The sequence below is a fragment of the Steroidobacter sp. genome (genome assembly GCF_036402275.1).
In the GTDB taxonomy this organism is placed as follows: Bacteria; Pseudomonadota; Gammaproteobacteria; order Steroidobacterales; family Steroidobacteraceae; genus Steroidobacter.
On record NZ_DASWTF010000014.1, the window covers coordinates 225031 to 251271 of the forward strand.

General features: G+C 61.9%; 25 protein-coding genes and 2 pseudogenes. 10 read left to right on the top strand and 17 right to left on the bottom strand.

Translation table 11 applies throughout. The features are described from left to right. The first annotated feature begins 13 nt into the window (after positions 1-13). The gene (locus VGD45_RS07995) at positions 14-1561 is read left to right on the top strand and encodes an AAA family ATPase (RefSeq protein WP_331154753.1); all 1548 of its coding nucleotides are present in this window, start codon (positions 14-16) and stop codon (positions 1559-1561) included. On the opposite strand, the gene VGD45_RS08000 is transcribed toward VGD45_RS07995, so the two are convergent. From VGD45_RS08000 to VGD45_RS08030, 7 genes and pseudogenes are all read right to left on the bottom strand, one after another. Further along, positions 1539-2111, bottom strand: coding sequence for a GNAT family N-acetyltransferase (locus VGD45_RS08000; protein WP_331154754.1), 573 nt, complete (start codon positions 2109-2111; stop codon positions 1539-1541). The genes VGD45_RS07995 and VGD45_RS08000 overlap by 23 nt on opposite strands. Before the next feature lies 1 nt (position 2112). Beyond that, positions 2113-3084, bottom strand: a complete 972-nt coding sequence (locus VGD45_RS08005) for a universal stress protein (protein ID WP_331154755.1) — start codon at positions 3082-3084, stop codon at positions 2113-2115. Beyond that, positions 3077-3508, bottom strand: a complete 432-nt coding sequence (locus VGD45_RS08010; protein WP_331154756.1) for a cytochrome c — start codon at positions 3506-3508, stop codon at positions 3077-3079. Before VGD45_RS08010 ends, VGD45_RS08005 begins: the two co-directional genes overlap by 8 nt. Positions 3509-3513: 5 nt before the next feature. Next, positions 3514-3924 carry a cytochrome c gene (locus VGD45_RS08015; RefSeq protein WP_331154757.1) on the bottom strand — a complete coding sequence of 137 codons (411 nt, stop codon included), beginning with the start codon at positions 3922-3924 and terminating at the stop codon, positions 3514-3516. 14 nt (positions 3925-3938) lie between these two features. Then, positions 3939-4508, bottom strand: coding sequence for a phosphate propanoyltransferase (gene pduL, locus VGD45_RS08020; protein ID WP_331154758.1), 570 nt, complete (start codon positions 4506-4508; stop codon positions 3939-3941). Between the two features lies 1 nt (position 4509). Beyond that, positions 4510-4962: a CBS domain-containing protein gene (locus VGD45_RS08025; protein ID WP_331154759.1), complete on the bottom strand. Its 453-nt coding sequence runs from the start codon at positions 4960-4962 to the stop codon at positions 4510-4512. 111 nt (positions 4963-5073) lie between these two features. Beyond that, a pseudogene (locus VGD45_RS08030) lies at positions 5074-5358 on the bottom strand (TCP-1/cpn60 chaperonin family protein); the annotation flags it as partial. Between the two features lie 178 nt (positions 5359-5536). Here VGD45_RS08030 and VGD45_RS08035 point away from each other — a divergent pair. Further along, positions 5537-6613 (top strand): NAD(P)-dependent alcohol dehydrogenase, encoded by a 1077-nt coding sequence (locus VGD45_RS08035; protein ID WP_331154761.1) that lies wholly within the window; start codon positions 5537-5539, stop codon positions 6611-6613. A gap of 23 nt (positions 6614-6636) precedes the next feature. Here the strand turns inward: VGD45_RS08035 and VGD45_RS08040 are convergent, their stop codons facing one another. Next, positions 6637-8004: a nicotinate phosphoribosyltransferase gene (locus tag VGD45_RS08040; protein ID WP_331154762.1), complete on the bottom strand. Its 1368-nt coding sequence runs from the start codon at positions 8002-8004 to the stop codon at positions 6637-6639. Positions 8005-8027: 23 nt separating this feature from the next. Further along, on the bottom strand, positions 8028-8480 hold the full coding sequence (locus VGD45_RS08045) for a universal stress protein (RefSeq protein WP_331154763.1): 453 nt from the start codon (positions 8478-8480) through the stop codon (positions 8028-8030). 241 nt (positions 8481-8721) lie between these two features. On the opposite strand from VGD45_RS08045, the gene VGD45_RS08050 reads away from it, so the two are divergent. Genes VGD45_RS08050 through VGD45_RS08065 form a run of 4 tightly spaced genes read left to right on the top strand, consistent with a single transcriptional unit; the run spans position 8722 to position 12315 of the window. After that, positions 8722-9693, top strand: a complete 972-nt coding sequence (locus VGD45_RS08050) for an ATP-dependent 6-phosphofructokinase (RefSeq protein ID WP_331154764.1) — start codon at positions 8722-8724, stop codon at positions 9691-9693. Positions 9694-9711: 18 nt separating this feature from the next. Then, positions 9712-10161 carry a CBS domain-containing protein gene (locus VGD45_RS08055; protein ID WP_331154765.1) on the top strand — a complete coding sequence of 150 codons (450 nt, stop codon included), beginning with the start codon at positions 9712-9714 and terminating at the stop codon, positions 10159-10161. 55 nt (positions 10162-10216) lie between these two features. Then, positions 10217-10873, top strand: coding sequence for a BON domain-containing protein (locus tag VGD45_RS08060; RefSeq protein WP_331154766.1), 657 nt, complete (start codon positions 10217-10219; stop codon positions 10871-10873). A gap of 50 nt (positions 10874-10923) precedes the next feature. After that, the gene (locus VGD45_RS08065) at positions 10924-12315 is read left to right on the top strand and encodes an MBL fold metallo-hydrolase (RefSeq protein WP_331154767.1); all 1392 of its coding nucleotides are present in this window, start codon (positions 10924-10926) and stop codon (positions 12313-12315) included. Here the strand turns inward: VGD45_RS08065 and VGD45_RS08070 are convergent. The 5 genes and pseudogenes from VGD45_RS08070 to VGD45_RS08085 form a co-directional block, all read right to left on the bottom strand. After that, positions 12296-13033, bottom strand: a complete 738-nt coding sequence (locus VGD45_RS08070; RefSeq protein WP_331154768.1) for a zinc ribbon domain-containing protein — start codon at positions 13031-13033, stop codon at positions 12296-12298. The two genes, VGD45_RS08065 and VGD45_RS08070, sit on opposite strands and share 20 nt — an antisense overlap. Positions 13034-13039: 6 nt before the next feature. Further along, a pseudogene (locus tag VGD45_RS34325) lies at positions 13040-13333 on the bottom strand (recombinase family protein); the annotation flags it as partial. Positions 13334-13384: 51 nt separating this feature from the next. Continuing rightward, positions 13385-14746 carry a hypothetical protein gene (locus VGD45_RS08075; protein ID WP_331154769.1) on the bottom strand — a complete coding sequence of 454 codons (1362 nt, stop codon included), beginning with the start codon at positions 14744-14746 and terminating at the stop codon, positions 13385-13387. 411 nt (positions 14747-15157) lie between these two features. Continuing rightward, a complete protein-coding gene (locus VGD45_RS08080) occupies positions 15158-15604 on the bottom strand; it encodes a universal stress protein (protein WP_331154770.1) in 447 nt (148 codons plus the stop codon). 33 nt (positions 15605-15637) lie between these two features. Continuing rightward, positions 15638-16339, bottom strand: a complete 702-nt coding sequence (locus tag VGD45_RS08085) for a c-type cytochrome (RefSeq protein WP_331154771.1) — start codon at positions 16337-16339, stop codon at positions 15638-15640. A gap of 169 nt (positions 16340-16508) precedes the next feature. Between VGD45_RS08085 and VGD45_RS08090 the strand changes: the two genes are divergently transcribed. Then, the gene (locus VGD45_RS08090; protein WP_331154772.1) at positions 16509-17141 is read left to right on the top strand and encodes a response regulator transcription factor; all 633 of its coding nucleotides are present in this window, start codon (positions 16509-16511) and stop codon (positions 17139-17141) included. Here the strand turns inward: VGD45_RS08090 and ppsA are convergent. Then, positions 17068-19569, bottom strand: a complete 2502-nt coding sequence (ppsA, locus tag VGD45_RS08095) for a phosphoenolpyruvate synthase (RefSeq protein WP_331154773.1) — start codon at positions 19567-19569, stop codon at positions 17068-17070. The genes VGD45_RS08090 and ppsA overlap by 74 nt on opposite strands. Before the next feature lie 509 nt (positions 19570-20078). On the opposite strand from ppsA, the gene VGD45_RS08100 reads away from it, so the two are divergent. Genes VGD45_RS08100 through VGD45_RS08110 form a run of 3 tightly spaced genes read left to right on the top strand, consistent with a single transcriptional unit; the run spans position 20079 to position 21455 of the window. Then, positions 20079-20360, top strand: coding sequence for a hypothetical protein (locus VGD45_RS08100; RefSeq protein ID WP_331154774.1), 282 nt, complete (start codon positions 20079-20081; stop codon positions 20358-20360). Positions 20361-20393: 33 nt separating this feature from the next. After that, positions 20394-20927 (top strand): cytochrome b, encoded by a 534-nt coding sequence (locus VGD45_RS08105; RefSeq protein WP_331154775.1) that lies wholly within the window; start codon positions 20394-20396, stop codon positions 20925-20927. A gap of 9 nt (positions 20928-20936) precedes the next feature. Further along, complete coding sequence (locus VGD45_RS08110) at positions 20937-21455, top strand: protein tyrosine phosphatase family protein (protein ID WP_331154776.1); 519 nt, start codon at positions 20937-20939, stop codon at positions 21453-21455. A gap of 11 nt (positions 21456-21466) precedes the next feature. Here the strand turns inward: VGD45_RS08110 and VGD45_RS08115 are convergent, their stop codons facing one another. Then, entirely contained in the window at positions 21467-21985 is a 519-nt protein-coding gene (locus VGD45_RS08115) for a cytochrome c (protein WP_331154777.1), read from the bottom strand. 844 nt (positions 21986-22829) lie between these two features. Then, positions 22830-26240 carry an efflux RND transporter permease subunit gene (locus VGD45_RS08120; RefSeq protein WP_331154778.1) on the bottom strand — a complete coding sequence of 1137 codons (3411 nt, stop codon included), beginning with the start codon at positions 26238-26240 and terminating at the stop codon, positions 22830-22832. Position 26241: the final 1 nt, after the last annotated feature.

Here is a 26241-nt window from a genome sequence, read left to right on the forward strand (position 1 = left end):
AGGGTGAATATCTATGGTCACGCCATTGCGGATCGAGGAACTGCTGGTCCCCTCGGCGTTCCCGCACGAGGTCGGCGAGCTGCGCCTGGTGGAAACTCATATTTCGTGGGTCATCCTCACCGGGTCGCTTGCCTACAAGATCAAGAAACCGGTGAAGCTCGATTTCATCGACACGTCGACGCTCGAACGTCGGCGGCACTACTGTGACGAAGAACTGCGACTGAACCGGCGTCTGGCGCCGGAGCTCTATCTGCGAGTCGTGCCGATTACCCGCCGCGACGGTCAGGCGTGCGTCGACGGCGCGGGCGCAGCCATCGAGTACGCGGTTTGTCTGAAACAGTTTGCTTCGGACGCGGAGCTATCGGCGCTGCTGGCGCGCGGCGACGTATCGCTATCGGAAATACTGCAGCTCGGTGAAACCCTGGCCGACTTTCACCTGAGGACGCCTGAGTTCTCCGGAACACCTGCGGCGGAAGCCACACAGCGTCTGTACGACACCGTCCTCGACAACCTGGAGCAACTGCTGGAATACACCGAGCAGAACCGGACGACTCCCGACCTGCAGTTGTTGTGGGATTGGACGCGTAAAGCGATCGACGCACACGAGGCAACTTTCGAGCAGCGCGCCCGCAATCGTCGCATTCGGGACTGCCACGGCGACCTGCACGCCGCGAATATCGTGCGATTCGACGGTCGCCTGGTGCCGTTCGACTGTATCGACTTCGACCCGCAGCTGCGGCGTATCGATGTCATGAACGACATCGCTTTTCTGATCATGGACCTGCACAGCCACCGCCGTGAAGATCTCGCCGCCGCGCTGCTGAGCCGCTATCTGGAGATCACCGGCGACTATGAGGGCGTTCGTCTGTTGCCGTTCTACGCCGTGTATCGGGCCTTGGTGAGGGCGAAGGTCGACGCCCTCGCCGCCCAACAATCGCCTCACCTGGTCGAGCATTACACAGATCGCATGCGCCGCCGGGTACGCACAGCCGTCGAACTGACGCAGCGGCCGAGGCCCATTCTGCTGCTGATGCACGGCGTGTCCGGCTCCGGTAAATCGTGGTTGAGCGAACAGTTGGTCGCGCCGTTGCATGCACTTCGCATCCGCTCTGACGTGGAAAGAAAGCGCCTGCTCGGCGCGTCCACTGCTGTGGCCGGCATCAAACAAGGCAACTACGCGCCTGAGAAGAGCCACCGGATCTACGCACGACTGATGGATTGCACGGAGAGCTGCCTGCAAGCAGGCTTCAATGTGATCGTCGACGCCGCCTTCCTCGATCCCAGCGATCGGGAACTCTTCATCTCCCTGGCCGAGCGCATGCTCCTCACCTGCGCATTCGTCTCATGTCACGCCGACGCGACCACCTTGCTGAATCGGGTCGCTGCCCGAGCCGAGCGTGGGGCCGATGCCTCCGAAGCCGGTCAGTCCGTGCTGCAATCCCAGCTGCGGGATTTTGTGCCACTCGAAGCGGAGGGACAGCACCAGGTCATCACCGTTGACACTCGTGAGGCTGACGCTGTTGGGAAAGTAGTCAGAGCTATGCGCGGTGGGAAGTCATAGCGACAGGGTCGCCGAGCTGATGCGAGATCTTCATAGCATGCTCGGCGGGATCATAGTCGATCGTGAAGCCCAGACTGCGCGCCAGTGCCAACATCGCGTGGTTTTCCGGTAGCACGATGCCCGTCAGCTCTCGATAGCCGTGCATCTGTGCGAATCGCATGAGTGCTCGGATCAACAGCGTGGCGATGCCCCGCCGCTGCCATGCATCGGTCACCGTGACGCCCAGCTCCGCCCGCTCGGCTCGATCGGTCGAGCCGTAGCGTGCGACGCCGACGAATTGTTCTTTATCTGCGTCGCCGACGGTTGCAACCAGCGCCATGCGCCGGTCGTAGTCGACGTCCATGAACTGGCTGAGCAGCTCCCGGGATAAAAATTTGAGCGGCGTGAACACACGAAAGTATCGCGATCGTTCCGAGAGCGAGCCGATGAACGCAATCTCGCGTTGCTCGTCATCCCGACGCAGCGGACGAATCTTGATCGGCGCGCCATCGCGGGCAACCGCGGTCCAGGTCCAGTCGTCCAACGCTGGCGTTGTCGGTGGCACGCTCATGTCAACCTGCGTGCGCGGCCGCTCGCTTGTTCCGGACGCCCGCCCCGTTACGCACGATGACAGGTCGTGGCGCGGCGGTCGTCAGCGCCGGTACTTTGAATCCGGGCGGCTTGATCACAAGCAGATCGCAGGCCACCCGATCGATGACCCGCTCGGCGGTGTTACCGATGACGGGATGGGCCTCGATGCTTCGGGATACGGCGCCCATGACCAGCAGATCCACGCTGTCGCGACGCTCGATGGCGGCAATGATCTCTTCGGGCGTGCCCGCCTTCACCTCGCACGCTTCCGCGTCCACGCCGTGCCGCGCCCCCAGATCCTGCACTGCTTGCTTCGCCCGCTCGAGAACCAGCAAGCGCACCGGGCGAGCGAGGTCCGGGATGTGACATGCGTGCACAAGACTCACGTCGCCACCGAACTGCTCGCCCACGACGCGGGCCTCGTGCACCAGGCGCTCATCGAGAGCGGCGGGCTTGTCGTGCGCATGAAACGGATCGACCGCCACGAGGATACGCGGCTCGCGCGCCATTTCGGGGGATCTCACGAACCACACCGGGCACGGACACTGACGGATCAGTTCCCAATCGGTATTGGCTAGAACCCATCGCGCCAGCCGGCCGTGGCGATGGCTCGCGGTGACCAACAGGTCGGGCTTGGTTTTCAAGACCTGACGGACGATCGCTTCATGCGTGGGGTAATCCCAGGTGACGATGCATTTCACCGCACCGAGCCGCGAGTTGGCAACCAGCGCCTCCATCCGCTCGCGACGCCCCCGAATCGCGGAGGCGATGATCTGCTGCCGCGAATCCATCGGCACATCGTTCACCGGCTGCGGAATCATGAATGTATTCAACAATACCAATCGCGCGCCAGTGCGCAGGGACAGCGCCATCGCCTTCGTCAACGCCGGCTGCTCGCTCGCGAATGGATCGGCGACGATCACGAGCAAGGTTTTCCACGGTCGCTTATTCATTGCGGTTCCTCGTTTCGGGCGCTGGCTTCTGTAACAGCCAGACGTAGTCCGCCAGCCTGACGATGATCAGGCGCGTGGCGCGCTCGGCATCGGGACTGCCGAGCTCCAATCGGCTGAAATCCTCGCCCCATACGGGCATCGTGCGGCTGCCGTGCGCACCGATGATGTGGCGACCATCGATGATCCGCTCGATCCTGTCGCGTGGGTACACGCCCTTCGCACGCCGCGCGATGAGCGTCAGATCCGGCACCTCCACTTTTAAAGAGTTGGCGACCGGCCCATCGCCGCGGCCCTTCACCCCGTGACAACTGGCGCAAAAGCGGACGTACAACTCCTGCCCGGACATCCCGACGTAGTCCGCTGCGCCCGCCGCGACGTTCCATCCGAGTAGAGCAACCGTGCACAGGAGTGAGGCGGTACGCATGGTTGTCAGCTCTTTTGGATGGACCGCAGATACACGACCAGTCGATCGATGAGCGCATCCACTCGGGCGCGCTCGTCGGGATCGTTCAGCGTCTCGCTGCGATAGAATTGCCAACCCCACACTGGCATGTCCCGCGGCCCGTGCGCTGGTCGATCGAAGCGACCGTCGATGGTTCGACGCACATCCTCGGTCGGGAACTCACCGCCATCGCGCTGGGCGATGCGCGTGAGGTCAGGCACGTGAATCTTGATGAGTGGCGCGACTGGCCCATTTCCTTCGCCGCCCGCACCATGGCAGCTGGCGCAGAAAGATTCATACATTTCCACCCCTGACATCTGCATCACGTCCCGCTGCGTCGGCATCGGCGCGCAGGCCACGAGTGCCAGGGACAAGGCGGGAATCCACCAGAACTTCATGTTCAGCTCCTTTGTCACGCCAGGATCTCCACATAGCTGCCATTGGTGACGCCGGCCGCATTCGCTTCATCGGTGTCGAGGTGCAATTCCAGCCGGTAGTCCGGGGCGACACGCACGATCACGTCGCCGAAGGTCAGATCGCGTCCGTCGCTGTCTACTTTCGCGCTCACCACTTGACCGTGACGAAACCCGAGTTGCCGCGCTTCGTCCGGATTCATATGAATATGTCGACGTGCGGTGATCACGCCGTTCGATACCATCACTGACCCGGCGGGGCCGACGATCTGTAGCCCAGGGGTGTTCGCCACGTCACCAGAGACACGCAACGGAGCGGCAACGCCCAAGGTGCATTCATCGCTTCGCGACAACTCGATCTGATCGCGCTGTCGCGGCGGCCCCATGAGGCGCACGCGATCGATCCGGCCGTGCGGGCCGACGAGGCTCACCGTTTCCTGCGCCGAGTACTGGCCGGTCTGCGTCAGCCAACTGCGCACGTGCAGCTCATAGCCCTCGCCAAACAACTGATGCAGCGTGGCTGCGCTCAGATGCGCATGACGGGCAGAAACGGCGACCGGCACTTTCATTTCATCCCACCCGGGCGTGCCGCTCCACGCGTTGCTCGTTCTTGACCGAGCCGGTGATGTCGCACATGAATCCGGTGATGATGTCGAAAGCATCGTCGATGGCGAAGACACCGAGCAAGGCGCCCCGAACGTCGACGACGGGGACGCGACGTATGCCGGCCATCCGCATGCCTTGCAGAACATCGCTCAGGTCTTCGTTATCGTTCGCGATCAGTGGTTGTCGCGTCATGAGATCGTCGACGCACAGGGCCTCCGGGTCCACTTTCTTGGCGATGACTTCGACGATGATGTCACGATCGGTCAACACACCGATCGGGCGGCGAAGGTCGTCGCCGAACTGGTAAATGACCAGGAAGCCGACATGCCGCTCCCGCATCAGTTGCGCCGCAGCCGTGATGCTTTCGGTATTGGCGATCGAAATGGCGTCTCGCTGACAAATCGCACCGACTTTCATGACACCCTCCAGAACTCGTTGGAAGACTCCGCTGCGAGCAGTGTTCATCCTCACGTCGCGGCCAGCCATGCGGGGAAGGCCGTAAACGCTACGGGTACGGCCCCGTCTCGCTCAGGCCTCGATTTCCGCCGCCGGAGCTTTCTTGTCCACCGGGATCTCGGTCATGGTCGCTTCGGTGAGCAACAGCACGCTTGCGACGGAGACAGCATTCTCCAGCGCAACGCGCACGACTTTGGTCGGATCGATGATGCCGGCCTCGAACAGATCCACGTAGCGATTACGCGCAGCATCGAAACCGACATTCGAATTCGTTTCCAACATCTTGCTGACCACGACGCCGCCATCGACAGCGGAATTCACGGCAATCTGCCTCGCCGGCGCTTCGAGCGTGCGCCGTCTGGCCGCGCTGCCTTTAAGGAAAACTGGCAATCCAACGCGGCTTCCCCGGGGATTGCTGCCGCAAAGTCGCGTTCTGCGGGGTTTCCAGCAGGCGCTCACGGGTTGTCCGTGTGTCCACTGCTGTCACGCAGACCACAATTAACAAGAAATATCGACAACACTCTCTGGAGGAACCATGCCGCAGTTGATGAAAGCCGCTGTATTCGTCGAGCCGGGTCGCATCGTGCTGGAGGAGCGTCCCATTCCCGACATCGGGCCGCTGGACGCCCTGCTTCGCATCACGACGACCACGATCTGCGGGACCGACGTGCACATCATGAAGGGCGAGTATCCGGTCCGGCGCGGATTGATCGTCGGCCATGAGCCGGTGGGCGTGATCGAAAAGCTCGGCTCGGCCGTGCAAGGTTATCGCGAAGGGCAACGAGTCATCGCCGGGGCCATCACGCCCAGTGGACACAGTCACGCCTGCCTTGCTGGTGTTGGCGCGCAAGATGGCGCAGGCGCAGCTCATGGATGGAAGCCGATGGGCGGCTGGAAGTTTGGCAACACCATCGATGGCTGCCAGGCCGAGTACGTGCGGGTGCCCGACGCGATGGCCAACCTGGCGCCGGTGCCCGATGAGCTGACTGACGAACAAGTGTTGATGTGCCCCGACATCATGTCGACCGGTTTCGGCGGCGCGCAGCGAGGTCGCATTCAGATCGGCGATACCGTCGCCGTGTTCGCTCAAGGCCCCATCGGCCTGTGCGCAACCGTCGGCGCGAGGTTGATGGGTGCGACCACGATCATTGGGGTAGAAACAGTTGAAGCTCGGGCGCGTGTTGCTCGCCAGCTCGGAGCGGATCACATCGTCGACTTTCGCAAGGAAGATCCCGTGGAAGCCATCATGAGACTGACGCGCGGCCGAGGTGCGGATGTGGCCATCGAAGCGCTCGGAACGCAAGCAACGTTCGAGGCTGCCCTGCGAGTCCTGAGACCTGGCGGCACGCTTTCCAGTCTTGGCGTGTATTCCAAGGATTTGAGTATTCCGCTGGGCGCATTCGCCGCAGGCCTCGGCGACCACACCATCGCAACCACGCTGTGCCCGGGCGGCAAGGAACGCATGCGTCGGCTCATGGAGGTCATCGCGTCCGGTCGCGCCGATCTGAAGCCGCTGGTGACTCATCGGTTCAAGCTCGAGCAGATCGAGCAGGCTTATGAGCTATTCGCGCATCAGCGCGACGGCGTGCTGAAGGTGGCCATCACACCCTGATTTCATGATCCCTGCGGCGCAGATCAGTGCGGGATCTGCGCCACTTCCTCGGCAAGTTGATGTTGACGCTGCGAGACCTTCACCGGCGCTTGCAGCACGTGCTCCAGCGTACGGTATGCTGGCGGCAGTCTGGCCAGCTGCTCGGCGCAAAAAGCCCGAACGTCGTCGAGAGCCGGAGCGCAACACAAGCGGCGGCCATTCGTCATCACTTCGTGCAGCAGTGGCTGACCCTCGATCACCTCGTCCTCGCAAGCAAGCACGTCCCCCCCTAGGTAGCCGCTCGAGTCATACTGACGATAGACCTGCCGCGGCCCCGGCCAGGTTTCCTTCCACTGCGACAGCTTGCGCAACGGGCGGCCGGCGTATTGCTGCAACTTGTAAGCGCAGTCCAGCGATGGCGCATCTTCGGACACCGTCAATCTCGTGCCGAGACAGAACGCATCGATGGGCGCCTTGGCCGCGACCAAGCCATCGATGGCGTATTCGTCAAGATTGCCGCTGACGAAGATGCGTATGTCTTTGCAGTCGCCGCGATCCAACACGGCTCGAACCTTGCGCGCCAACTCTCCCAAGTCGCCACTATCGATCCGAACGCCCTGGATCCGAATGCCGTCGCTGCGTAAGCGGTGCGCCACCTCCACGACCCGCTCCGCTCCGCGGACTACGTCGTAGGTATCGATGAGCAAAACGATGTTCTGTGGATGACATCGCGCAAAATTCAGGAAGGCCTGCGATTCGAGCTCATGCGCCTGCACGAACGAATGCGCCATGGTACCGGCGCGTGGGATGCCGTATCTGTAGGACGCCTCCACCGTCGCGGTTGCATCGATGCCGGCAATGTAGCTCGCACGGCTCGCAAGGCAACCCGCCTCTGCGCCGTGCGCGCGACGCATTCCGAAATCGATGAGCTGAGCCTTGGGTGCAGCGAGCCTGCAGCGCGCCGCTTTGGAGGCCACCAATGTTTGATAGTGAAGCAAGCTCACGATGCGGCTCTCGACCAGCTGCGCTTCGGGCAAGGGCGCTTCCACTCGCAAGATCGGCTCGCTCGCGAAGAACACCGTTCCTTCGGGGACCGCGAACACTCGCCCCGTGAAACGGAACGAAGCCAGCCGCTTCAAAGTGCTGCTGCTCAGCTGCTTGGTGGAGGCAAGCCAGGCGATCTCTTCGGGCGTAAAGCGCACGTTCTGCAAGTAATCCAGCACTTGATCCAGGCCCACCGCCAGCAGAAAACTGCGCTGCTGGGGCAGGCGGCGGACGAAGAACTCGAAGATCGCTGTCTGCTCCATGCCCAGCCGGTAATAGGCGTCGAGCATCGATAGCTGATACCAATCCGTCAGCAGCACGGCAGACAGATTGCCAGACGCACTCTGGGTCGACTCGTGTGTCGTCATTTCCAGCTCCTGAAACCTGCTTCTCATAGGTCGGTCCGTTCGCGCACCAGCAGGACGGGCACCGGCGTCGAGCGCACCACCAGCTCCGCGTCGCTGCCCATGGCCAGGCGCGACATGCCGCGCCGACCGTGCGTTCCCATCACGATGAGGTCGGCACCCCATTGGGTGGCGGCTGCGACGATGCAATCGGACGCTCTGCCACCTATGGTTTCGAGCAACTGCGTTTCTACGTCCGCGCCCTGCCTCCTGGCGATGGTCTGCGCCTCCGCGAGGGTCGCCTTGCCAGCTTCTCGAAGGGTCTCGATCAATCGATCGTGATATTCGGAAGGAGCCAGGGCCGGCTCGGAGATCAGCTCGTTGACGACGTGGATCAGCTTGATGCGCGCCTTCAACAAGGCGGCGAGCTTGATCGCTTCTTCCAGGCCTTTGAGAGAACAGCTGCTGCCGTCGATCGGAACCAGGATTCGGCTGTACATGATTGCCTCTCGCGAAGGTGGCTGCCCTGGAGCTCGCCGCTCGAGCGCCTGGTCCGATGGACTCTAGGCCCGACTGCGTCGCTGCCGAACCGGGACTTCTGCGGAATCGACACGCACTTTTCGCGGACCCTGCAACGCTGCCTGCTAAGGAGCGCCGCGTAGATCACCTCGGGAACGCTCAGGTTCCCGGAGTTGTCGAGGCGCTCATACTGCTCAGCACGATGATCACGGAGCCCGCTTCATGGTGCGTGTTGCTGTCCTGACGAGTGGCGGAGACGCGCCCGGAATGAACGCCGCGATACGCGCGGTCGTTCGCTGCGGCGTGTTGCAGGGCCTGCAGATGTTTGGCGTCCGCCGCGGCTATGCCGGGCTGATTGGCGGCGACCTCACTCACCTCGGTCCGCGCGAAGTCGGCGGCATCGTTCATGTGGCCGGCACGATGCTCGAAACCAGCCGTTGCGAAGAGTTCAAGACCGATGCCGGCCAACGCATGGCGGTTCAGCAGTTGCACGACCACGATATATCGAACCTCGTAGTGATTGGCGGCAACGGATCGCAAGCCGGCAGCCACGCGCTCGCCTGCCGCGGCATCCGCGTCGTGGGGATTGCATCGACCATCGACAACGACCTGTGCGGCACCGACGTTTCCATCGGAACGACCACCGCGCTGGGCACCGCCCTCGACGCAATCGATTGCTTGCGAGTCACTGCCGCCTCGCATGAGCGAGCATTCATTGTCGAGGTCATGGGACGGCACAGCGGTTATCTCGCCGTATCCGCCGCAATTGCCGGCGGCGCCGAAGCCGTGATCATCCCGGAAGCGGAAACCTCGCCCGAGGATCTCGTGCGACAGCTGCATGCATCCAGGGAGCGCGGCAAGAAACATGCGATCGTGGTGGTTGCCGAAGGTGCGAAGTACAACGCGGACGCGCTGGTGCGCTACTTCGATCTGCATGCGGCCAAGATCGGCATTCAACTGCGCATGACGCGGCTCGGCCACGTGCAGCGGGGCGGAACGCCTGGCGCGTTCGACCGCATTCTCGCCAGCCGACTGGGCGCGGCGGCCATCGATTTGATCGGGCGCGGTCAGTCCGGCTGCCTGGTCGGCATCCAACGCGGTGACATCGTCTCGACGCCCTTATCGGAAGTGGCCGGGCACAGCAAGCCGCTCGATCCCCATCTGCTCGAGCTTGCCCGGGCTCTGGCCACCTGACCGACGGAGGTATTCGTCATGAACTTGAAAGAACTCTGTGTCCTGGATGTCGCCTGCTGTCACAAAGAAACCAGCGTCGCCGAGGCCGCCCGGCTGATGCGCCAGCATCACACTGGCGATCTCGTCGTCACCGATGAGAGCGACGGCACGCGCGAACCCGTCGGTGTCGTCACCGATCGTGACATCGTCATGGAAGTCATTGCCAAAGGTCGCGACCCGGAACGGACGCGAGTTGGCGAGGTGATGGGTAGTCCGGTCGTGCTCGCATCCGGCTCGGAGAACCTCGCGACGGCGATCGACCGCATGCGCGCGCACGGCGTGCGCCGGCTTCCGATCGTGGACGACAGAGGCGCCGTCTTCGGCATCGTCACCTTGGACGATTTGTATCGGGTGCTCGCCGAGCACACGGCCGCCCTGGCGGCCATCGTCAGTAAGGAACAGACGCGGGAACAAAGGGGCCGGCGCTGACCGGCTCGGGCCCGCTGCATCATCCCCAAACATCACAACGCGCAGGAGTCGGACCATGAAAACAGATGAACAGCTCGAGCGGGACGTAGAAGCCGAGTTGAACTGGGATCCCAGCATCAACGATAGCGGCATCATCGTGTCCGCCAAAGACGGCGTGGTCACGCTCGGAGGTCATGTGCCGTTTTACGCCGACAAAGTCTTTGCGGAAAAGGCTGCCAAGAACGTCGCCGGCGTCCGCGGCGTGGCGAACGATATCGAGGTCAAACCGAGCATGGCGCATCAGCGCCCGGACTCGGCCATTGCCGAGTCGGCCGTGAGCGCGCTCAAGGCGAGCGTCGCCGTACCCGCCAACGACATCAAGGTCGTCGTCCGTGACGCATGGATCACGCTGGAGGGCAACGTTTCGTTCAAGTATCAGAAGAGCGCCGCTGAATCCGCGGTGCGAACGCTCTGGGGCGTCAAAGGCGTCACCAACTCGATTACCATCACCCCGTCAGTGAGCGCCACGGACATACGCAGCAAGATCCATCGCGCCTATCAGCGGCACGCTGCTGTCGACGCCAACAAAGTAAACATCGACGTCTCCGGCAGCACCGTGACCTTGAGTGGCGAAGTCCACTCCTGGCACGAAAAAGACGATGCCGAGAACGCGGCGTGGGCCGCGCCGGGCGTCAAGGTCGTGCATAACCATCTTTCTGTAGTCACTCTTTGACCGAGACGATCCGAGGGGCCGGCGGAAACGCCCGCCCCTCTCACTTATATATGCGTGCAATCAGCAATTCAGTCCGCCTGAGCTTCTACGGCGCCGCCGGAACCGTCACCGGCTCGCGCTACCTGCTGGAAACGGGCGAGCAGCGGATCCTGGTCGACTGCGGTCTGTTCCAAGGTTACAAGCAACTGAGGCTGCGTAACTGGGCGGCCCTGCCTTTCGACGCACGCGCAGTCGATGCGGTTATCTTGACTCACGCGCACATCGATCACAGCGGCTTTCTTCCGGCGCTGACGCGCGAAGGTTTTCGTGGCCCGATCTACTGCTCGGAAGGAACATTGGAGCTTTGCAAGATCCTGCTCCCGGACAGCGCTCATCTGCAGGAGGAAGACGCCCGATTCGCGAATCGACACGGGATATCCAAGCACAAGCCGGCGCTGCCGCTGTACACGCAGAACGACGCTCTCGCCTGCTTGCAGCAGTTTCAAGCTGTACCGATCGACAGAACGACGGCGCTGAGCGCCAGCACGTCCTTCACGCTCAGGCACGCTGGCCACCTGCTGGGCGCCTGCTTCGCGCGCCTCGAATGCCGCGGGTTGTCCGTCACTTTCACGGGCGACCTGGGCCGGCCGAACGATCCGATCCTGCAGCCTCCCGCCGATCCCTCTGCGACGGACTACCTGGTGTGCGAGTCGACGTATGGAGATCGCACGCATCCGGCAGTCGAACCTGAAGTCGAACTGGGACGATGCCTCGCTCCAGCGATCGCGCGAGGCGCCGTCGTCGTCGTGCCTGCATTTGCCATCGGTCGCGCCCAGACGCTGTTGCTGCACATCGCCCGTCTCAAACACAAAGGCGCGCTGCCCGACATTCCTGTGTATCTCGATAGTCCCATGGCGATCGATGCCAGTGGGCTGTATCGCCGCTTCATGCACGAGCATCGGCTCAGCGCAGCGGATTACGATCTGCTGTGTCACGCGGCTTCTTTCATCAACACGGCGGAACAATCGAAGTCGCTCGATCGCCGCACCGGCCCGATGATCATCGTCTCCGCCAGTGGCATGGCGACTGGCGGCCGCGTCATCCATCACCTGAAGTCATTCCTCGGCGACGAACGCAACTTGATCCTGCTTACCGGCTTTCAAGCGCCCGGCACGCGAGGTGGTTCGCTTGCGAGCGGAGCCTCGACAGTGCGAATCCACGGGGAAGACTTTCCGGTCCGGGCAGAAGTTCGCCAGCTGCAGGCAGGCTCTTCGCACGCCGACGCCAATGAAATCCTGGCCTGGATGGGCAAGCTGCCGAAGCCGCCGCGGCAGACGTTCATCACACACGGCGAGCCAAGCGCCAGCGATGCGCTTCGTCAACGCATCGAGCGGCAGCTGGGTTGGTCAACGCTGGTTCCGGAGTATCGGCAGACGGTGGAGCTTACGCCGCCGTCCGGATGAAGGGTTGCGGCGGCACGCCGACGCGCCCCGCGCTACCACATGTCCCTAGTGCTTGCACTAGGGCGGATGTGTACAGGTTCCAGTGAGCTGTCAGCCCGCCATCGGGCTCTGGAACCAATCGGATTTCCCCGCCGAATAGCTGTCTGAGAATCAACCGGGCCTCGAGCGCTGCGCGCGGCTCTCTTTCGAGCCCAAGCGTGATCTGTCGCCTGTAGGCTTCCGCTGCCTTCGGCAGCATCGTGAACGCCTTCATCGCTGGCGCGGACGCCGCATCCAGAACCCCAAGTTCTCTGGCCTTTGCTTCGGCCCTTTCGATGGCCGCTTGCAGCTCATCCGCAGTCATGTCCGGGTCGCCTCGGTTAAGACGGGCCCGCAACCGATCGAGCTGCAATTCCTGCGGTCGCTGCGTCTCTCGCATCTGAACTGCACGCAGGTGCTCCACATACGAAGCCCGCATTTCCTTCGCCATGCGCTCGACCCGCTCGGGCGAGAGCAAGCCCTTGCGGATCGGGTCGAGCAGTACAGCTTCCGCGCGGTGACGACGAACACGGACGCCGTTGGAACACGCCCGGCCATCGTGAAAGCTGGAACAACCGTAGCTGCGCTGGTCAGTGACGACGTAATGCGCTCCACAGGTGCCGCAGACTAGAAGCCCCGAGAGCAGAATTTTCGGCTTGCCGCCTGACCTGATGCGTTCGCCTTCCTTCACCGGGCGCATGCGCCGCTGAGCGCGCCCCCAGAGTTCGTCCGAGACGATCCGCAGCGATTCATCGACGGAGCTGATCCACTCGGCACGAGGGCGCATCACTCGCTTGCGCTTACCGGTATCTGGGTCCTTTCTCCACTGACTGCTGTTCCAGTGAACAACCCCGCGATATCGCTCATTCCGAACGATCACGCGTATCCCGGAGCCCATCCAACCTTTCGCTCGACGCTGCAATCGTTTCCAGCTCGCGCCCGGCGACGGGATGCGTCGCGCGTTCAAATCTGCGGCAATCGAACGCTTTCGATGGATGATCTGACAGAAGTCCCCTTTTTCGCCACCAGATTTCCACCACGCTTAGACCCTTCAATTTCGTTTCGTCTCGATCGCGATACTGCATTCGTCGGGAGAAGCCGGCGGATGAAATGCCGTGTGCAGGCACACGAAGCCAATCGTGTGGAATTCTGGACGGTATTCCATGGGGTCACCAGTGTAAGGATTGCGCCAGCGCGAAGATGAAACCACGGCTTCAACGTCTGGTCCCGGCTTCGGCTCCAATTCCGCCTGGAGCATCACAAGGGAAATTCGCCCATTCTGGTCTTGCACGCGAGCGACGAACTGCTCGGGATCCCAGTTCGCGTTGCGAAACGCGGTGCGCCCTCCCCAATTGAAAAGTGAAAGTGGACGCTCGCGCAGATCATGTTTCAGCGGCCGGTACGCACCTTGTCTGTAATACTCCTCAGGCGTCAGGGCCGATCGGAGCCGCATCGGAACGATGATCTTCAAATATAGATCGTTCAATGTTGCGTTTTTCTGAAGGGTCCGCTGAATGAACCAAGATGAGCCGATCGCCACGGGTGGCGTTTCGCTGAGTACGGCGATGCGCGCTTCGGACAAGAATGCCTGGCCTATGTCGGATTCTTCCGCGGTCATCGGCCGCAAAAAATGACGAATGGTCTGAATTTCAGTTTCGGTCAACTCGCGTTGCCTCATCAAGGCTGAGAGAAAGTCCAGGGTATTTTGCATTCCGGCAAGCGATATCATTTTCGCGACGAGAGTGTCGCCCTCTCGTAACATGGTCGTCCAAAAGCGAAAGTCTTCCGCTGCTTTAGTTAGCAGGTCCGAAGTGGAGTTTTGTCGAAGGCTCATCGCCAATCGGATGCGCCCTACATCGAGAATACGGCCGTACGGTGGGCCTGGCGTGTAGGCATCGCGCTCCTGGCTCTCGACGAAGTGCTCCTCGCGGATCATCAATTCGTAGCGATTCAGAAGCACCCCAAGACGAGCGTCCTTTGTATCCAGCGGTGTGACCTCTGCAATCAGGCGGTCCGCACAGTCCAAGTGCACCCGTGCGTTACAGTCGAGACTCTTGAATCGGGTTTGCCAGACGTCGCGCTTCGCTGTCCCGCCGAGGAACGCGTTCATCTCTTCGGTATCGAGGATGATTGGTTTACCACGCAGAAAGCGTTCGTGTAGAGCCTGAAGGATCTTCTCCCCGGCGGCCCGAGGGTCCAGGCCGTCGGCCGCAATGAATCCAAGCGCAATCGGGTACGCATTTTCTTCAAGTAGCAGCGGTTCAACTTTCTTGAGTCTTGCCAGTTCCGGGTGGAGTGTCGCGTCAAACCATGAAAGATTGACGAGTAACGCAACCGCCCCGAGGAGAAGCAGCCCTGCAACCAGCGAACCGACCGCAAAGATCAGCGAGCGAATCAGACTGCGTGCGAACACGACAGTGCGCTCGAAATGCAAAAGTCCTGCAGATGTTTCGCCGACCCGTGAGCGACGCCTTCTCGCTGGAGTCCAATGATCCGCTCGATAGTTCGGTTCGTCACTTTGTCCTCATCGAGAATGGCCGATACCTGTGCACGGCACTGATCGACAATGACAGAACAGTCACAGCGTGATTGACCAAATGCAGCGGATGCGATCATCCAGACCTAACCGCAAGTATTGCTCTAGCGAAAATGTACTATTCTTCTGCCTTGTTTTCGAGCGCTAGGATGATTAGGACACCGCTCTCGGGACGTAACTTGGGAATCAAGTGCCTTTCGACCAACCAACACGCTGATGCTTACTTCAAACGCGCTGACTGCGCAAGGGGCGGGACAGCCCACATCACGCCCGCGCTAGCTTCAGCTTTCAGCCATTCTCACGGACCATCAGCACGGGAACCGGCGCCGATCGCAACACCATCTCCGCATCGCTGCCCAATGCCAGGCGCTGCAATCCGCGACGGCCATGGGTCCCCATGACGATGAGATCCGCCGGCCACCTTTTCGCAGCCGCGACGATGCAGTCGCAGGCTCTGGCGCCGATCGTTTCGACCAGTTCGGCATCGACCTCTGTATGCTGCTGTTTAGCCAGCGCCTGCGCGCTCCGCAACGCTTTCCGGCCGCACTCCCGCATGTTCTCAATGGAATGCTCGTAGTAGACCGACGGAACCATGGCGGGATCGTTGATCAGCTCGTTCACGACATGAATCAATTTGATCCTTGCCTGCAGCGCCCTGGCGAGCTTCAATGCCTCGGCCAAACCCTTGAGCGCTGTGTCGCTACCGTCGACGGGGACCAGGATTCTGGTATACATGGTAGTCCGTTGCTGGGTGGATGATCAGGCGCTTCAGTTATTCACGGTCCCGTCGCTGTTCATCCTGTCCCGGTCCCTCACTGGACCTCGCATGCGCGACAGATAATCAGCGACGGCAGTGGCCTCTTCGGTGTCCAGGCTGTCGAGAAATCTCACGAGGTCCGCGTCGACATTGAGTCGATGCCACGAGGCGATGCTCCGCATTTGACGCACCAAGTACGAATAGTGCTGATCGCGCACGGAAGGAATGAAGCCGTCGTCATCGCCGCGCCCATCCTCCTCGTGACAATACGCGCATTGTTCCTGAAAGATGGCTTCGCCGAGCTCCAGGCCGCGCCCGTCGCCCGTCTGCGGAAAGCTGGCCCGCGGCAAAGAGTTCAGATAACCGGAGAGGTCCGCCCAAGCCTGCTCGCTCGACAACTCCGCCTGCGAGACCACAGTGTGCATCTCCCGATTGGAGCGCTCCTCCTCGCTGAAATCGGCCAGCTGTTTCACCAGATAGGCGCGCCGCTGTCCTGCGAGCGATGGAATCACTTTTGCAGCGCTTCCGAGCGCCTGCGGACCGTGACACTGTACGCAGTAGGTGGAATAGAGTTTCTGGCCGTTGGCTGGGCGCTGATCCAGCTGCAAAGCGTTGCGCACCTTCTCATCGACGGACAGAGGAGAAGCCTGCGACATTCCCGTTGCCAGCGAACACAGGACGGCTGCAGTGAGCGCTGGCAGCACGATACGCATAATGGATCTCCATCCAACGGTCCTGACCCGTTACAGAGTTTCCCGCCGCACGCACCGGCATCGCCACCGGTGGATTCCCCTAACCTACCCGCGAAAGCCGCGTTCATGGCCGTTTTCAACGCCGCAGGTGAAGCGCACAATCCAGGGACGACATGGGAGCAACGACGAGATGGCCACAAATACAGAAAAACAATCGAAGCCGGTGGTTTACATCGTGGATGACGACGACGGCATGCGTCGGGCGCTGTCCACGCTGCTGACCACCATCGGGCATACCACTGTCACTTATGCCAGCCCGGCGGAGTTTCTGTCGAAGTACGATCCGGGCCGGCCCTCCTGCCTGGTGCTCGATGTGCGCATGCCGGAGATGAGCGGGCTGGAAGTGCAGCAACAGCTCAATCGTACGGGCTCGATCTTGCCGGTCATCCTGATCACCGGACACGGAGATATTCCGATGGCCGTGCAGGCCATGAAGGACGGCGCCTTCGATTTCCTGCAAAAACCTTTTCGTGATGAAGAACTGCTCGACCGGATCAGGCGCGCGTTACAGCGGGATGTGGAGAACCGCGAAAGTATCCAACGCCACGCCGACCTGCGTCAGCGCGCCAGCTCACTGACGCCACGAGAGCGGGAGGTCATGGCCATGGTCGTGGACGGCCGCGCCAACAAGGTCATCGCCATCGACCTTGGCTTGAGTGAGCGCACCGTGGAAATCCATCGAGCCAATGTCATGGAGAAGATGGGTGCGAGCTCGGCGGCCCATCTGGTGAAGATGCATCTGTTGCTCGAGGCCGAGGCTTGAGCAGCCGCCCCCCGGAAAAGCTTGCGCCCGCTATAAGCCGCTGCTCGGCATGAGCGACTTCTCTGACGGTAGCAACGAAGCTGTCCGGGTTGAGCGATATAGAGTCGATGCCGCACTCCACCAGATACGCGGCAAACTCCGGATAGTTGCTCGGCGCCTGGCCGCAGATTCCGATCTTGATGCCGGCGGCATGAGCCTTCTCGATCGCCTCGCGCACGAATCGCTTCACCGCTTCGTTGCGCTCATCGAATAGCCGCGCCAGATCGCTCGAATCACGATCCACGCCAAGCAGCAGTTGCGTGAGATCGTTGGAACCGATGGAGAATCCGTCGAACCGCCGAGCGAACTGCTCGGCAAGAATCACATTCGCAGGAATCTCGCACATCATATAAACCTGCAGACCCTCCTTGCCGCGTCGGAGACCGCCCTCCTCCATGGCCGCGAGGACCCGGTCGGCTTCATCCGGCGTGCGGCAGAAGGGAACCATCACGATCACGTTGTCGAAACCGAGCTCGTTGCGCACTTTCCGGAGCGCACGGCATTCCAATGCGAATCCGGCGCGATAACGTTCGTCGTAGTAGCGCGAGGCTCCACGCCAGCCGAGCATCGGATTCTCTTCCTTTGGCTCGAAGCTCGCTCCCCCAAGCAGCGCTGCGTATTCGTTGGTCTTGAAATCGCTCAATCGCACGATCACCGGATGTGGATGATATGCGGCGGCGATCTTGGCCACCCCACGCGCCAGCGTGTCCACGAAGTAATCAGCAGGACTCTCGTGGCCACGCGTGAGCGCCTCGATTTCTCGCCGGATCGACGGGTCCGTGACCCGCTGCGGCTGCAAGAGCGCCATCGGATGCACCCGGATCGAATTGCTCACGATGAACTCGATGCGGGCGAGCCCCACACCTTTGGCCGGCAGCCGCCACCAGCGCAGCGCCGTTCCCGGACTCGCGAGATTCACCATCATCGCGGTGCGAGTCTGCGGAATGCTCGTGAGATCGACATCCTCGGTCTCGAACGGCAACAGGCCGTCATAAACGACGCCTTGCTCGCCCTCCGCACAGGACAGCGTCAGCTCCTTGCCATCCTGGAGCAACTCGGTGCCGCGGCCCGTGCCGACGATCGCCGGCACGCCCAGTTCGCGGCTCACGATCGCGGCATGGCTGGTGGTGCCACCGTGGTCCGTGATGATGCCGGCGGCACGCTTCATGATCGGCACCCAGTCGGGGTCGGTCATCTCGGTCACGAGAATCGAACCGTCGCGAAACCGTTCGATGTCTTCAGCCCGCCGAATGAGACATGCCCTGCCGGCCGCGATGGCCTCACCGATCGCCGCGCCGGTGAGCAGCACCTTGCTGCGCTTCTTGAGCTTAAATGTCACAAATGCACTCTTGCTTCGCAGTGACTGGACCGTCTCGGGCCGTGCCTGCACCAGATACACCTCACCGGTTTCCCCGTCCTTGGCCCATTCCATATCCATCGCGCAACCGTAGTGTTGCTCGACGATGCGCGCCCAACGCCCCAGCTTTACGATCTCAGCATCGGAGAGCACGTACGCGCGCTGCTCCTTCAGCGTTGTCTGCACGGTCGACGTGCGCGCGCTGCCGCCTGTCGCATAGATCATCTTGCTCGTCTTGGTGCCGAGGGTCTTTTCAAGGATCGGCTGCAGACGGACATCCTCGAGCAATGGTTTGAACACCACGTACTTATCGGGGTCCACCGTGCCCTGCACGACCGTCTCGCCGAGGCCCCACGCCGCGTTGATCACAGCGGTGCGCGGGAATCCCGTCTCCGTGTCGATAGAGAACATCACACCCGCGCCGGCCAGATCGGAGCGCACCATGCGCTGTACTCCGATCGAAAGCGCGACCCGCAGATGATCGAAGCCCTTCGTATTGCGATAGGCGATCGCGCGATCGGTGAACAGGGATGCATAACAACGTCGGCACGCATCCAGCAACTCACGCTCGCCCCGCACATTCAAGAACGTTTCTTGCTGTCCGGCGAAGCTGGCGTCCGGCAGGTCCTCCGCCGTGGCGCTCGAGCGTACGGCGACACTCGCCTCGCCAGTCGGAGTTGCTGCCGAAAGCTTCCGGTACGCTTCGCGAATCGCACCGGCGATTGGCGCCGGAAACTCTCCATCCAGGAACAGCCGACGCACGGCTTCACCTGTGTCGTGCAAGCTCGCTCGACCGTTTGCGAGCGAATCCAGACGTTGCGCAAGAGCTTGCGCTATGCCGTTCGCCTCGACATACGCGCGATACGCCGCCGACGTGGTGGCAAAGCCGGGAGGAACCAGCACGCCCTGGGCTTCCAGGTGCCGGACCATCTCGCCTAGCGAGGCATTCTTGCCGCCGACGAGCGCTACGTCTGCCCTGCTCAGGTCCTCGAACCAGATGACGATCTTCATATCGGTGGGCTGAGGGACCATATCGGCGCTCCTATCGGATGTTTGGGCATGCTCGCTACTCGCTCGCATGATCTGTATCGAACCGCTCGCGCACTCCTGCTTCGATGAATGGCCCCCTCACCTGCGCGATGGATGGTCCCGTCGTACGCGACGCGCGAATCGCATTGGAGAAGCGCGATCCGGCGCTTGTACTCAAGTGGGTTGCACTGTCACGCTAGCTCACCGCCAGCGCTCCTCGACGCCAACCCGGGAAATCCCCCAATCGCCGCGTGGAATCCCTGTCCACGCCGACACGCCGCCTCCGGGGCGGTACGGAACTATGTTCCTGTTTCTCGGATGTGCCGCAACGACCGCGAGGCGTACGGTCTAACGACCAATAGGGAGGTCACGACCATGTTCGAATATCTCGTGATGTTTCTGGCGCTGTGCGCCGTGGGCCGGATCGCGCGTCGAGAGACGGTCGCCGTCCGATATCTACGAGTCGGAGATGGCCGCCATGGGTACGGGGCCGACGCCATGGAGCCTCGCTCATGAACGCGTCACGATACATCTACCCGATTGCGACCGTCCTGCTGGGCGCCGCGACCACGACGTTTGCGGCTGAACCGCCGTCGACGCCGACGAAAGAGATGCGCGCGAACATGGCTGCAGCCCACGAAAGGATGGCTGCGTGCCTTCGTTCCGACCGCGCATTCACCGACTGTCAAAAGGAAATGCAACAGAACTGCTCGGAAATGATGGGCGAGCAAGGCTGCATGATGACGGGCATGGGCAAGCGTCGGGGAATGATGACGCCGCCGCAAGAGAAATGATGAGCTTCCGCCCTGCGGACAGGTGGTTTGCGTATGCATCTCCTCAACACGCGATCCGAGCACGGTCTGGTCAGCCGAGCGCTCCACTGGGTCATCGTGCTGGCCATTCTGACGCAGTGGTTGCTGGCGGAAGCGGATGAGGACTCCACCCCGATCCCTGGATCAGGATTCGATGCTCTGACGCTGCATCAGTCCATCGGATTGACGGTCCTGCTGCTTGCGATCGCGCGCTTGATATGGCGACTCGTCAATGTCGTACCGGCGTGGCCGGCCGATATGAAGCCGTACGAGCTGGTGCTGGCGCGTGCTGTACACTTCGCCTTCTACGTGCTTCTGTTTGCAATTCCATTGACTGGCTGGGCGTTGGCTTCTGTCGAGGATGAGCCTCTGAGATTCTTCAATTGGTTCGAGCCGCCGAGAATTTTCCTGGCGGGAGAAGAAACCTTGGAGGAGGTCCACGAGACGTTGTTCAACGTCCTGGTCGCGCTCGCGGTGTTGCACGTCCTCGGGGCAGCGAAACATTGGCTCGCCGCCAGACTGCGGCGCCGACGCACAGTCACGGCCTGAGCTTCCGACATGAAGACAACGATTTTTCTCAGTTTGATCCTCTGCTTCGGCCTGACACAGGCGGCGCCTGCCGCGGACGACGCGCTGATCGGCGAACTGCCGAACATGCGCCAGCCAGCGGACAACCGAATCGTGAGCGGCGCGATCGATGCGTCGGATATTGGTCGCATTCGCGCGGCAGGCATCAAGCATCTGATCAACTTGCGCCCCCCGGAGGAGAGCCAAGATCTCGACGAGGCGCGCATTGCAACCGGACTAGGCCTGGATTACCACGCCATTCCCATCGCCGGCGCTCAGTCGCTGACCAAAGAGAATGCGCGCAGGCTGGATGAGTTACTCGAGCAGGCCGGCGATGAACCGACCTTGGTTCATTGCGCCAGCGGTAACCGTGTTGGCGCTCTGATCGCAGTACGCGAGGCGTGGATCAAAGGGCAGTCCATGGAAGCCGCGATCGCCGAAGGCAAGCGCTGGGGGTTGACCTCACTTGAAGGCGAAGTGCGCGCAGCGCTCAACGACGCGTCGAAATAGGTGGGCATCCCTCAGTCCTCTTGTATGGATCGCAGGTAGCCGACGAGTCGTTCGATGATCGAGTCTCCGCGCGCTCGCTCCTCCGCGGCATCGGGGCTCTCGGGATCGTAGAACTTCAAACCCCACACCGGCATGTACGGCAGCCCGTGAGCCGGCCGCTCGAATCTTCCGTCGATCGTGCGCGTCACCTGCTCTTCCGGAAATTCGCCACCATGGCGGCGGGCGATATGGGTCAGGTCGGGAACGTCGATTTTCAGCATCGGAGCCATTGGGCCGTCGCCTTTTCCGCCCACCCCATGACAGCTCGTGCATAGCTGGCGATACGTCTCCATTCCGGACATCTGGGACATCTCCACGCGTGAGGGGTGACCGGCGCAAGCTACGACTGATGCAAACGCAGCAATCGCAATCATGCTCGAGGATCGCACGCTGGTCCCTCCCCTCCAAGGCGGCGCACGGCTAATAAATGCCGCGAGTAGTGAAATTGTTCGGACGTTCGGACGTTCGCGCGTGCGAGCACGACCAGGCATACGGCGAGGAACCGCCGCATTCCGAAACGACTTACTGAAGCACGAACTTCGCGTGCCGAGCCATGCGCCGTTTCCTCTTCATTCTGATCGCGATCAGCCTGTCGTCGGCAACGACGAGCTATGCGTGCAGTATGAGCGGCCTGGTCGCGCAGGTTGCCTGCTGTTGCGAGGGCGCATCAGAGCGTGCCCCGGAAGGTTCACCAGGTTGCTCCGCAGAAATGATGCCTGACGTGCGAAGCGACGGATGTTGCTCCATCGTCACAGCTGCCAGCGTCTCTAATCAAGGCCAGGCTGAAAGTCTCACCGCGCCAGATCCGCCTGTATCTGGCCGATCGGCGATATTCACCATAGCGCGGCCGCCCCCGTCCACTCTCGGCGTTGCCCCACATCAGCTCGCTCGCACGGCCGATTCGCCACCTCTCTATCTGCTGATCGGCCGTTTGCTCAGGTAGATCTGCCTCACGTCTGTCACCCGGACCGGCTGCAAGTGGCCTTCGAACCTTTCTCAAGTGAGGCGAGCCATGTCAATTCGTAACGTTTGCCGCAACTCGAATATTGCGGCCTCATTGGTATTATTCAGTGTCGTCCTGACTCTGAGCACGACGAGCGCCGACTCAACCGCTCGCCCCGATACCGCGCGCGGCGAGCAACCGCTCAAACACACCACTACCGCCTGCAGCACGATCGATCGCCCCAAATACAGGATCCGCAAGTGCGCATGCACGCCGAGCGCGCTTGCCAAGGTGGGATCGATCGACGCTGCAGAAATTCTGCGATTGCTGACTGGCGACCGCGGTTGTCAGAGGAGCGTGGGCGGAGCCAGACACTAACGGAGCATGAGGAGCTATCCGGTCAATGTCGCTGCGATGGGCGCGCGGCTGAACTGCCATCGTCTCCAGATGGCGTACGCGGCGGGCAGCACCAGGAGAGTGAGGAACATGCAGGACCACAGTCCGCCGACGACCGGCGCCGCCGTTCGCGCGGACAAGTCCGCTCCAACACCAGCTTCCCAGAGCAGCGGCATCAATCCGAATACGGTGGTCGCAACGGTCATGAGCATGGGGCGCAGGCACTTCGACGCGCCTTCCACGATGGCGGCATCGATGTCGTTGCCGCTGCGTAACCGTCCAGCCGCGAGAGCCTCTTGATATGCCTGGTCGAGATATACGACGACCACGATTCCAGTTTGCGCCGCTACGCCTCCGACCGCGATCAAGCCGACCCACACGGCGGTCGAGAGGTTGTAATCCAGCACTGCCAGCAGCCAGATGCTGCCAGCGATTGCAAAGGGAAGACTCAGTAGCACGAGCCAGGTCTGCGCCCAGCCGCGCATGGACAGATAGAGAAGTGCGACGACGAGAACCAGCGTGAGCGGGATCACGACGCGCAATCGCGCCTCGAGCTCCGCCATGAACTCATACTGACCTGTCCACTGCAGCCGCAAACCCGCTGGCAGATCCAGTTGCTCGGCAACGACGCGCTTTGCATCGTCGACCCATCCGCCGAGGTCGCGCTGCGAACTGTCGATATCCGCGAAGACATATCCAACCAGCGCTCCATTCTCGTTCTTGATCATCGGCGGTCCGGTCACAACACGCACGTCGGCGAGCGCCGCGAGCGGCACGACGTTCCCGCTTTGCCGCCACTGCTCCCAAACTCCGCTTGAATCGGAGCTGGGCGCCATGCTTGGCGCGCCCCCGGCGTTGGACCGCATTCCGCCGCCCTCGCCCATGCCTTCCATGCCGCCACGGCTCTGCACTTCGCCCATCGCAGCAGCCGACGCACCTCGCCCCGCAGTTTCGCCGCTGGAGAAGGGCAGCGACTCCGTTGCAGGAATCGGCACCAGCAATTCCTGAAGCACGCGCGGGTCGGCACGGAAATCGGCTGCATATCTCACGTTGACCGAATAACGCGCCCGGCCGTCGACCACCGTCGAAACAGGCATGCCGCCGATCGCCGCTTCGACGAGGTCCTGAACGTCTCGCACACTGAGCCCGTATCGCGCGATGGCGTCCCGATTCGGTGTGATGTCGATGTACTCTCGTCCGGTCTGCCGCTCGGCGAAAGTGCTGCGGGTTCCGGGCACCTGTCGCAACATTCCTTCGAGCTCGAGGCTTGCGCGCTCGATACTGTCGAGGTCGGGGCCGAAGACCTTGATACCCACTGGTGTACGCACGCCGGTGGTGAGCATGTCGATGCGCGTTCGGATGGGTGGCGCGATCGCCATCTGATAGCCAGGCATCCGCAGCGCTGCGTCCAGATCCCGCGCCAGTTCGGACAACGTTCGCTTTCGTCGATCGGGCCATAACGGGCGTAGCGCACTCTTCATCCATTCCGGCGCCCACGCGCTGTACCAACGTGGCGTTGCCACGAGCGGCCACTCGTCGCGTGGCTTGAGCGTGACAACGGACTCGATCATGTCCAGCTGCGCCGGGTCGGTCGCAGTTTCCGCCCGTCCCGCCTTGCCGTGAACGGTGGCGACTTCCTCGAAACCCACGATCACTCGATGCTGAGCATTGAGCGCGCGTCGAGCTTCTTCGATCGAGATGCCGGGGAACGTGGTCGGCATCACGAGCAGCGAGCCCTCATCGAGCGGCGGCATGAACTCCGATCCCAGCCGCATGAATACCGGAATGGTCGCGACCATCGCGAGCGCCGCCACTCCCGTCACCGCGACGCGCCAGCGTACGATGAAGGCAGCGATCGGACGATAGAACGCTCCGAGCACACGATTCACCGGATTCTGCTGCTCCGTCCGAATCCGTCCATGCAGCAGCCAGATCATCAGCGGTGGCGCCAGCGTGATCGATAGCACAGCAGCCGCGAACATCGCGAGCGTCTTCGTATACGCGAGCGGTGCGAAGAGCTTTCCGGCCTGGCCAGTCAGCGTGAAGATGGGCAGGAAGCTCACCGTAATCAGCAGCAGCGAATAAAAGATCGGGCGTCCGACTTCTTTGCAGGAGTCGACGATGACTCTGACGCGGTCCTCCGGACGAGGATCCTCGGCGAGGCGTTTGTGCGCACTTTCGATGAGAACGATCACCGCATCGCTCAGCTCGCCGATCGCGATCGCCACCCCGCCCAGCGACATGATGTTCGTGGACAGGCCCAGATAGCGGATGCCGATGAACGCGAGCAGCACCGACAGCGGTAGAATGATCAACGCCACCAGTGCCGAGCGCAGGTGCATGAGGAACACCAGGCAGATGATCGCGACGATGATGCCCTCTTCGATGAGCGTGAGGCGCAACGTTTCGACGGAGCCGAGAATCAGCTCGGAACGATCGTAGGTGGGTACGAGGCTGACGCCCGGAGGTAGCGACAAGTCCTCGATCTGCGTTTCGAGCGCTCGAATCACATCCAGTGCGTTCGAGCCGATGCGCATCACGACGATGCCGCCGACGGCCTCGCCCTGGCCATTCAGATCCGCCGCCCCGCGCCGGATTTCGGGACCGAACTGCACGGTCGCCACATCACGGACGCGGATCGGCGCGCCGCCGCTTGCGACGGCGATCACGCTTTGTTCCAGATCATCGAGCGTTCTGACGTAGCCGCGTCCTCGCAGCACATACTCGCGCCCGCCCATCTCCAAAACGCGGGCGCCGACCTCCGCGTTGGCATCGCGTACCGCGCGTGAAACATCGAGCGGCGTCACACCGAAGGCGGTGAGTTTCCGCGGATCGAGCAGAATTTGATACTGACGCTCGAAGCCTCCGATCGATGCAACCTCCGCGACCCCTTGCACACCTTGCAATGCCGGGCGGACAGTAAAATCCTGTAGCGCACGCAGCTGCGCGAGGTCCATGCGCCCCGATGCGTCACGTAAGACATATTGATAGATCCAGCCGACTCCACTCGCATCCGGGCCGAGCGTTGGAGCAACGTCCGCCGGCAGTTGTTGCTGTACGCGGCCGAGCTGTTCAAGCACACGCGTGCGCGCCCAATAGATGTCTGTCTCATCGCCGAAAATCGCATAGATGAAACTCATGCCGAACATCGAGTAGCCACGCACGGTGCGTACACCGGGCGTGCTCTGCAAGGCTCTCACGAGTGGATAGGTGATCTGATCTTCGACCAGGTCGGGGCTGCGGCCCATCCATTCCGTAAAGACGATCACCTGCGGATCGGACAGATCGGGAAGCGCATCGAGCGGCGTCTTGCGAATCGAATCGATGGCCCAGCCGGCGAGCATGAGCGTGGCGGCGAGGACCAGCCAGCGATGCTGAGCAGACCATTCTATGATGCGCTCGATCATG

What these genes read in the sequence shown, in the direction of transcription:
- VGD45_RS08050 (WP_331154764.1), top strand. Translation starts at nt 8,722, where the DNA reads ATGGTGCGTGTTGCTGTCCTGACGAGTGGCGGAGACGCGCCCGGAATG.
- VGD45_RS08110 (WP_331154776.1), top strand. Translation starts at nt 20,937, where the DNA reads ATGAAGACAACGATTTTTCTCAGTTTGATCCTCTGCTTCGGCCTGACA.
- pduL (WP_331154758.1), bottom strand. Translation starts at nt 4,508, where the DNA reads ATGAAAGTGCCGGTCGCCGTTTCTGCCCGTCATGCGCATCTGAGCGCA.
- VGD45_RS08060 (WP_331154766.1), top strand. Translation starts at nt 10,217, where the DNA reads ATGAAAACAGATGAACAGCTCGAGCGGGACGTAGAAGCCGAGTTGAAC.
- ppsA (WP_331154773.1), bottom strand. Translation starts at nt 19,569, where the DNA reads ATGGTCCCTCAGCCCACCGATATGAAGATCGTCATCTGGTTCGAGGAC.
- VGD45_RS08040 (WP_331154762.1), bottom strand. Translation starts at nt 8,004, where the DNA reads ATGACGACACACGAGTCGACCCAGAGTGCGTCTGGCAATCTGTCTGCC.
- VGD45_RS08100 (WP_331154774.1), top strand. Translation starts at nt 20,079, where the DNA reads ATGAACGCGTCACGATACATCTACCCGATTGCGACCGTCCTGCTGGGC.
- VGD45_RS08065 (WP_331154767.1), top strand. Translation starts at nt 10,924, where the DNA reads ATGCGTGCAATCAGCAATTCAGTCCGCCTGAGCTTCTACGGCGCCGCC.
- VGD45_RS08015 (WP_331154757.1), bottom strand. Translation starts at nt 3,924, where the DNA reads ATGAAGTTCTGGTGGATTCCCGCCTTGTCCCTGGCACTCGTGGCCTGC.
- VGD45_RS08035 (WP_331154761.1), top strand. Translation starts at nt 5,537, where the DNA reads ATGCCGCAGTTGATGAAAGCCGCTGTATTCGTCGAGCCGGGTCGCATC.
- VGD45_RS08000 (WP_331154754.1), bottom strand. Translation starts at nt 2,111, where the DNA reads ATGAGCGTGCCACCGACAACGCCAGCGTTGGACGACTGGACCTGGACC.
- VGD45_RS08080 (WP_331154770.1), bottom strand. Translation starts at nt 15,604, where the DNA reads ATGTATACCAGAATCCTGGTCCCCGTCGACGGTAGCGACACAGCGCTC.
- VGD45_RS08005 (WP_331154755.1), bottom strand. Translation starts at nt 3,084, where the DNA reads ATGAATAAGCGACCGTGGAAAACCTTGCTCGTGATCGTCGCCGATCCA.
- VGD45_RS08105 (WP_331154775.1), top strand. Translation starts at nt 20,394, where the DNA reads ATGCATCTCCTCAACACGCGATCCGAGCACGGTCTGGTCAGCCGAGCG.
- VGD45_RS08115 (WP_331154777.1), bottom strand. Translation starts at nt 21,985, where the DNA reads ATGCCTGGTCGTGCTCGCACGCGCGAACGTCCGAACGTCCGAACAATT.
- VGD45_RS07995 (WP_331154753.1), top strand. Translation starts at nt 14, where the DNA reads ATGGTCACGCCATTGCGGATCGAGGAACTGCTGGTCCCCTCGGCGTTC.
- VGD45_RS08055 (WP_331154765.1), top strand. Translation starts at nt 9,712, where the DNA reads ATGAACTTGAAAGAACTCTGTGTCCTGGATGTCGCCTGCTGTCACAAA.
- VGD45_RS08025 (WP_331154759.1), bottom strand. Translation starts at nt 4,962, where the DNA reads ATGAAAGTCGGTGCGATTTGTCAGCGAGACGCCATTTCGATCGCCAAT.
- VGD45_RS08090 (WP_331154772.1), top strand. Translation starts at nt 16,509, where the DNA reads ATGGCCACAAATACAGAAAAACAATCGAAGCCGGTGGTTTACATCGTG.
- VGD45_RS08070 (WP_331154768.1), bottom strand. Translation starts at nt 13,033, where the DNA reads ATGCGCCCGGTGAAGGAAGGCGAACGCATCAGGTCAGGCGGCAAGCCG.
- VGD45_RS08120 (WP_331154778.1), bottom strand. Translation starts at nt 26,240, where the DNA reads ATGATCGAGCGCATCATAGAATGGTCTGCTCAGCATCGCTGGCTGGTC.
- VGD45_RS08010 (WP_331154756.1), bottom strand. Translation starts at nt 3,508, where the DNA reads ATGCGTACCGCCTCACTCCTGTGCACGGTTGCTCTACTCGGATGGAAC.
- VGD45_RS08045 (WP_331154763.1), bottom strand. Translation starts at nt 8,480, where the DNA reads ATGTACAGCCGAATCCTGGTTCCGATCGACGGCAGCAGCTGTTCTCTC.
- VGD45_RS08085 (WP_331154771.1), bottom strand. Translation starts at nt 16,339, where the DNA reads ATGCGTATCGTGCTGCCAGCGCTCACTGCAGCCGTCCTGTGTTCGCTG.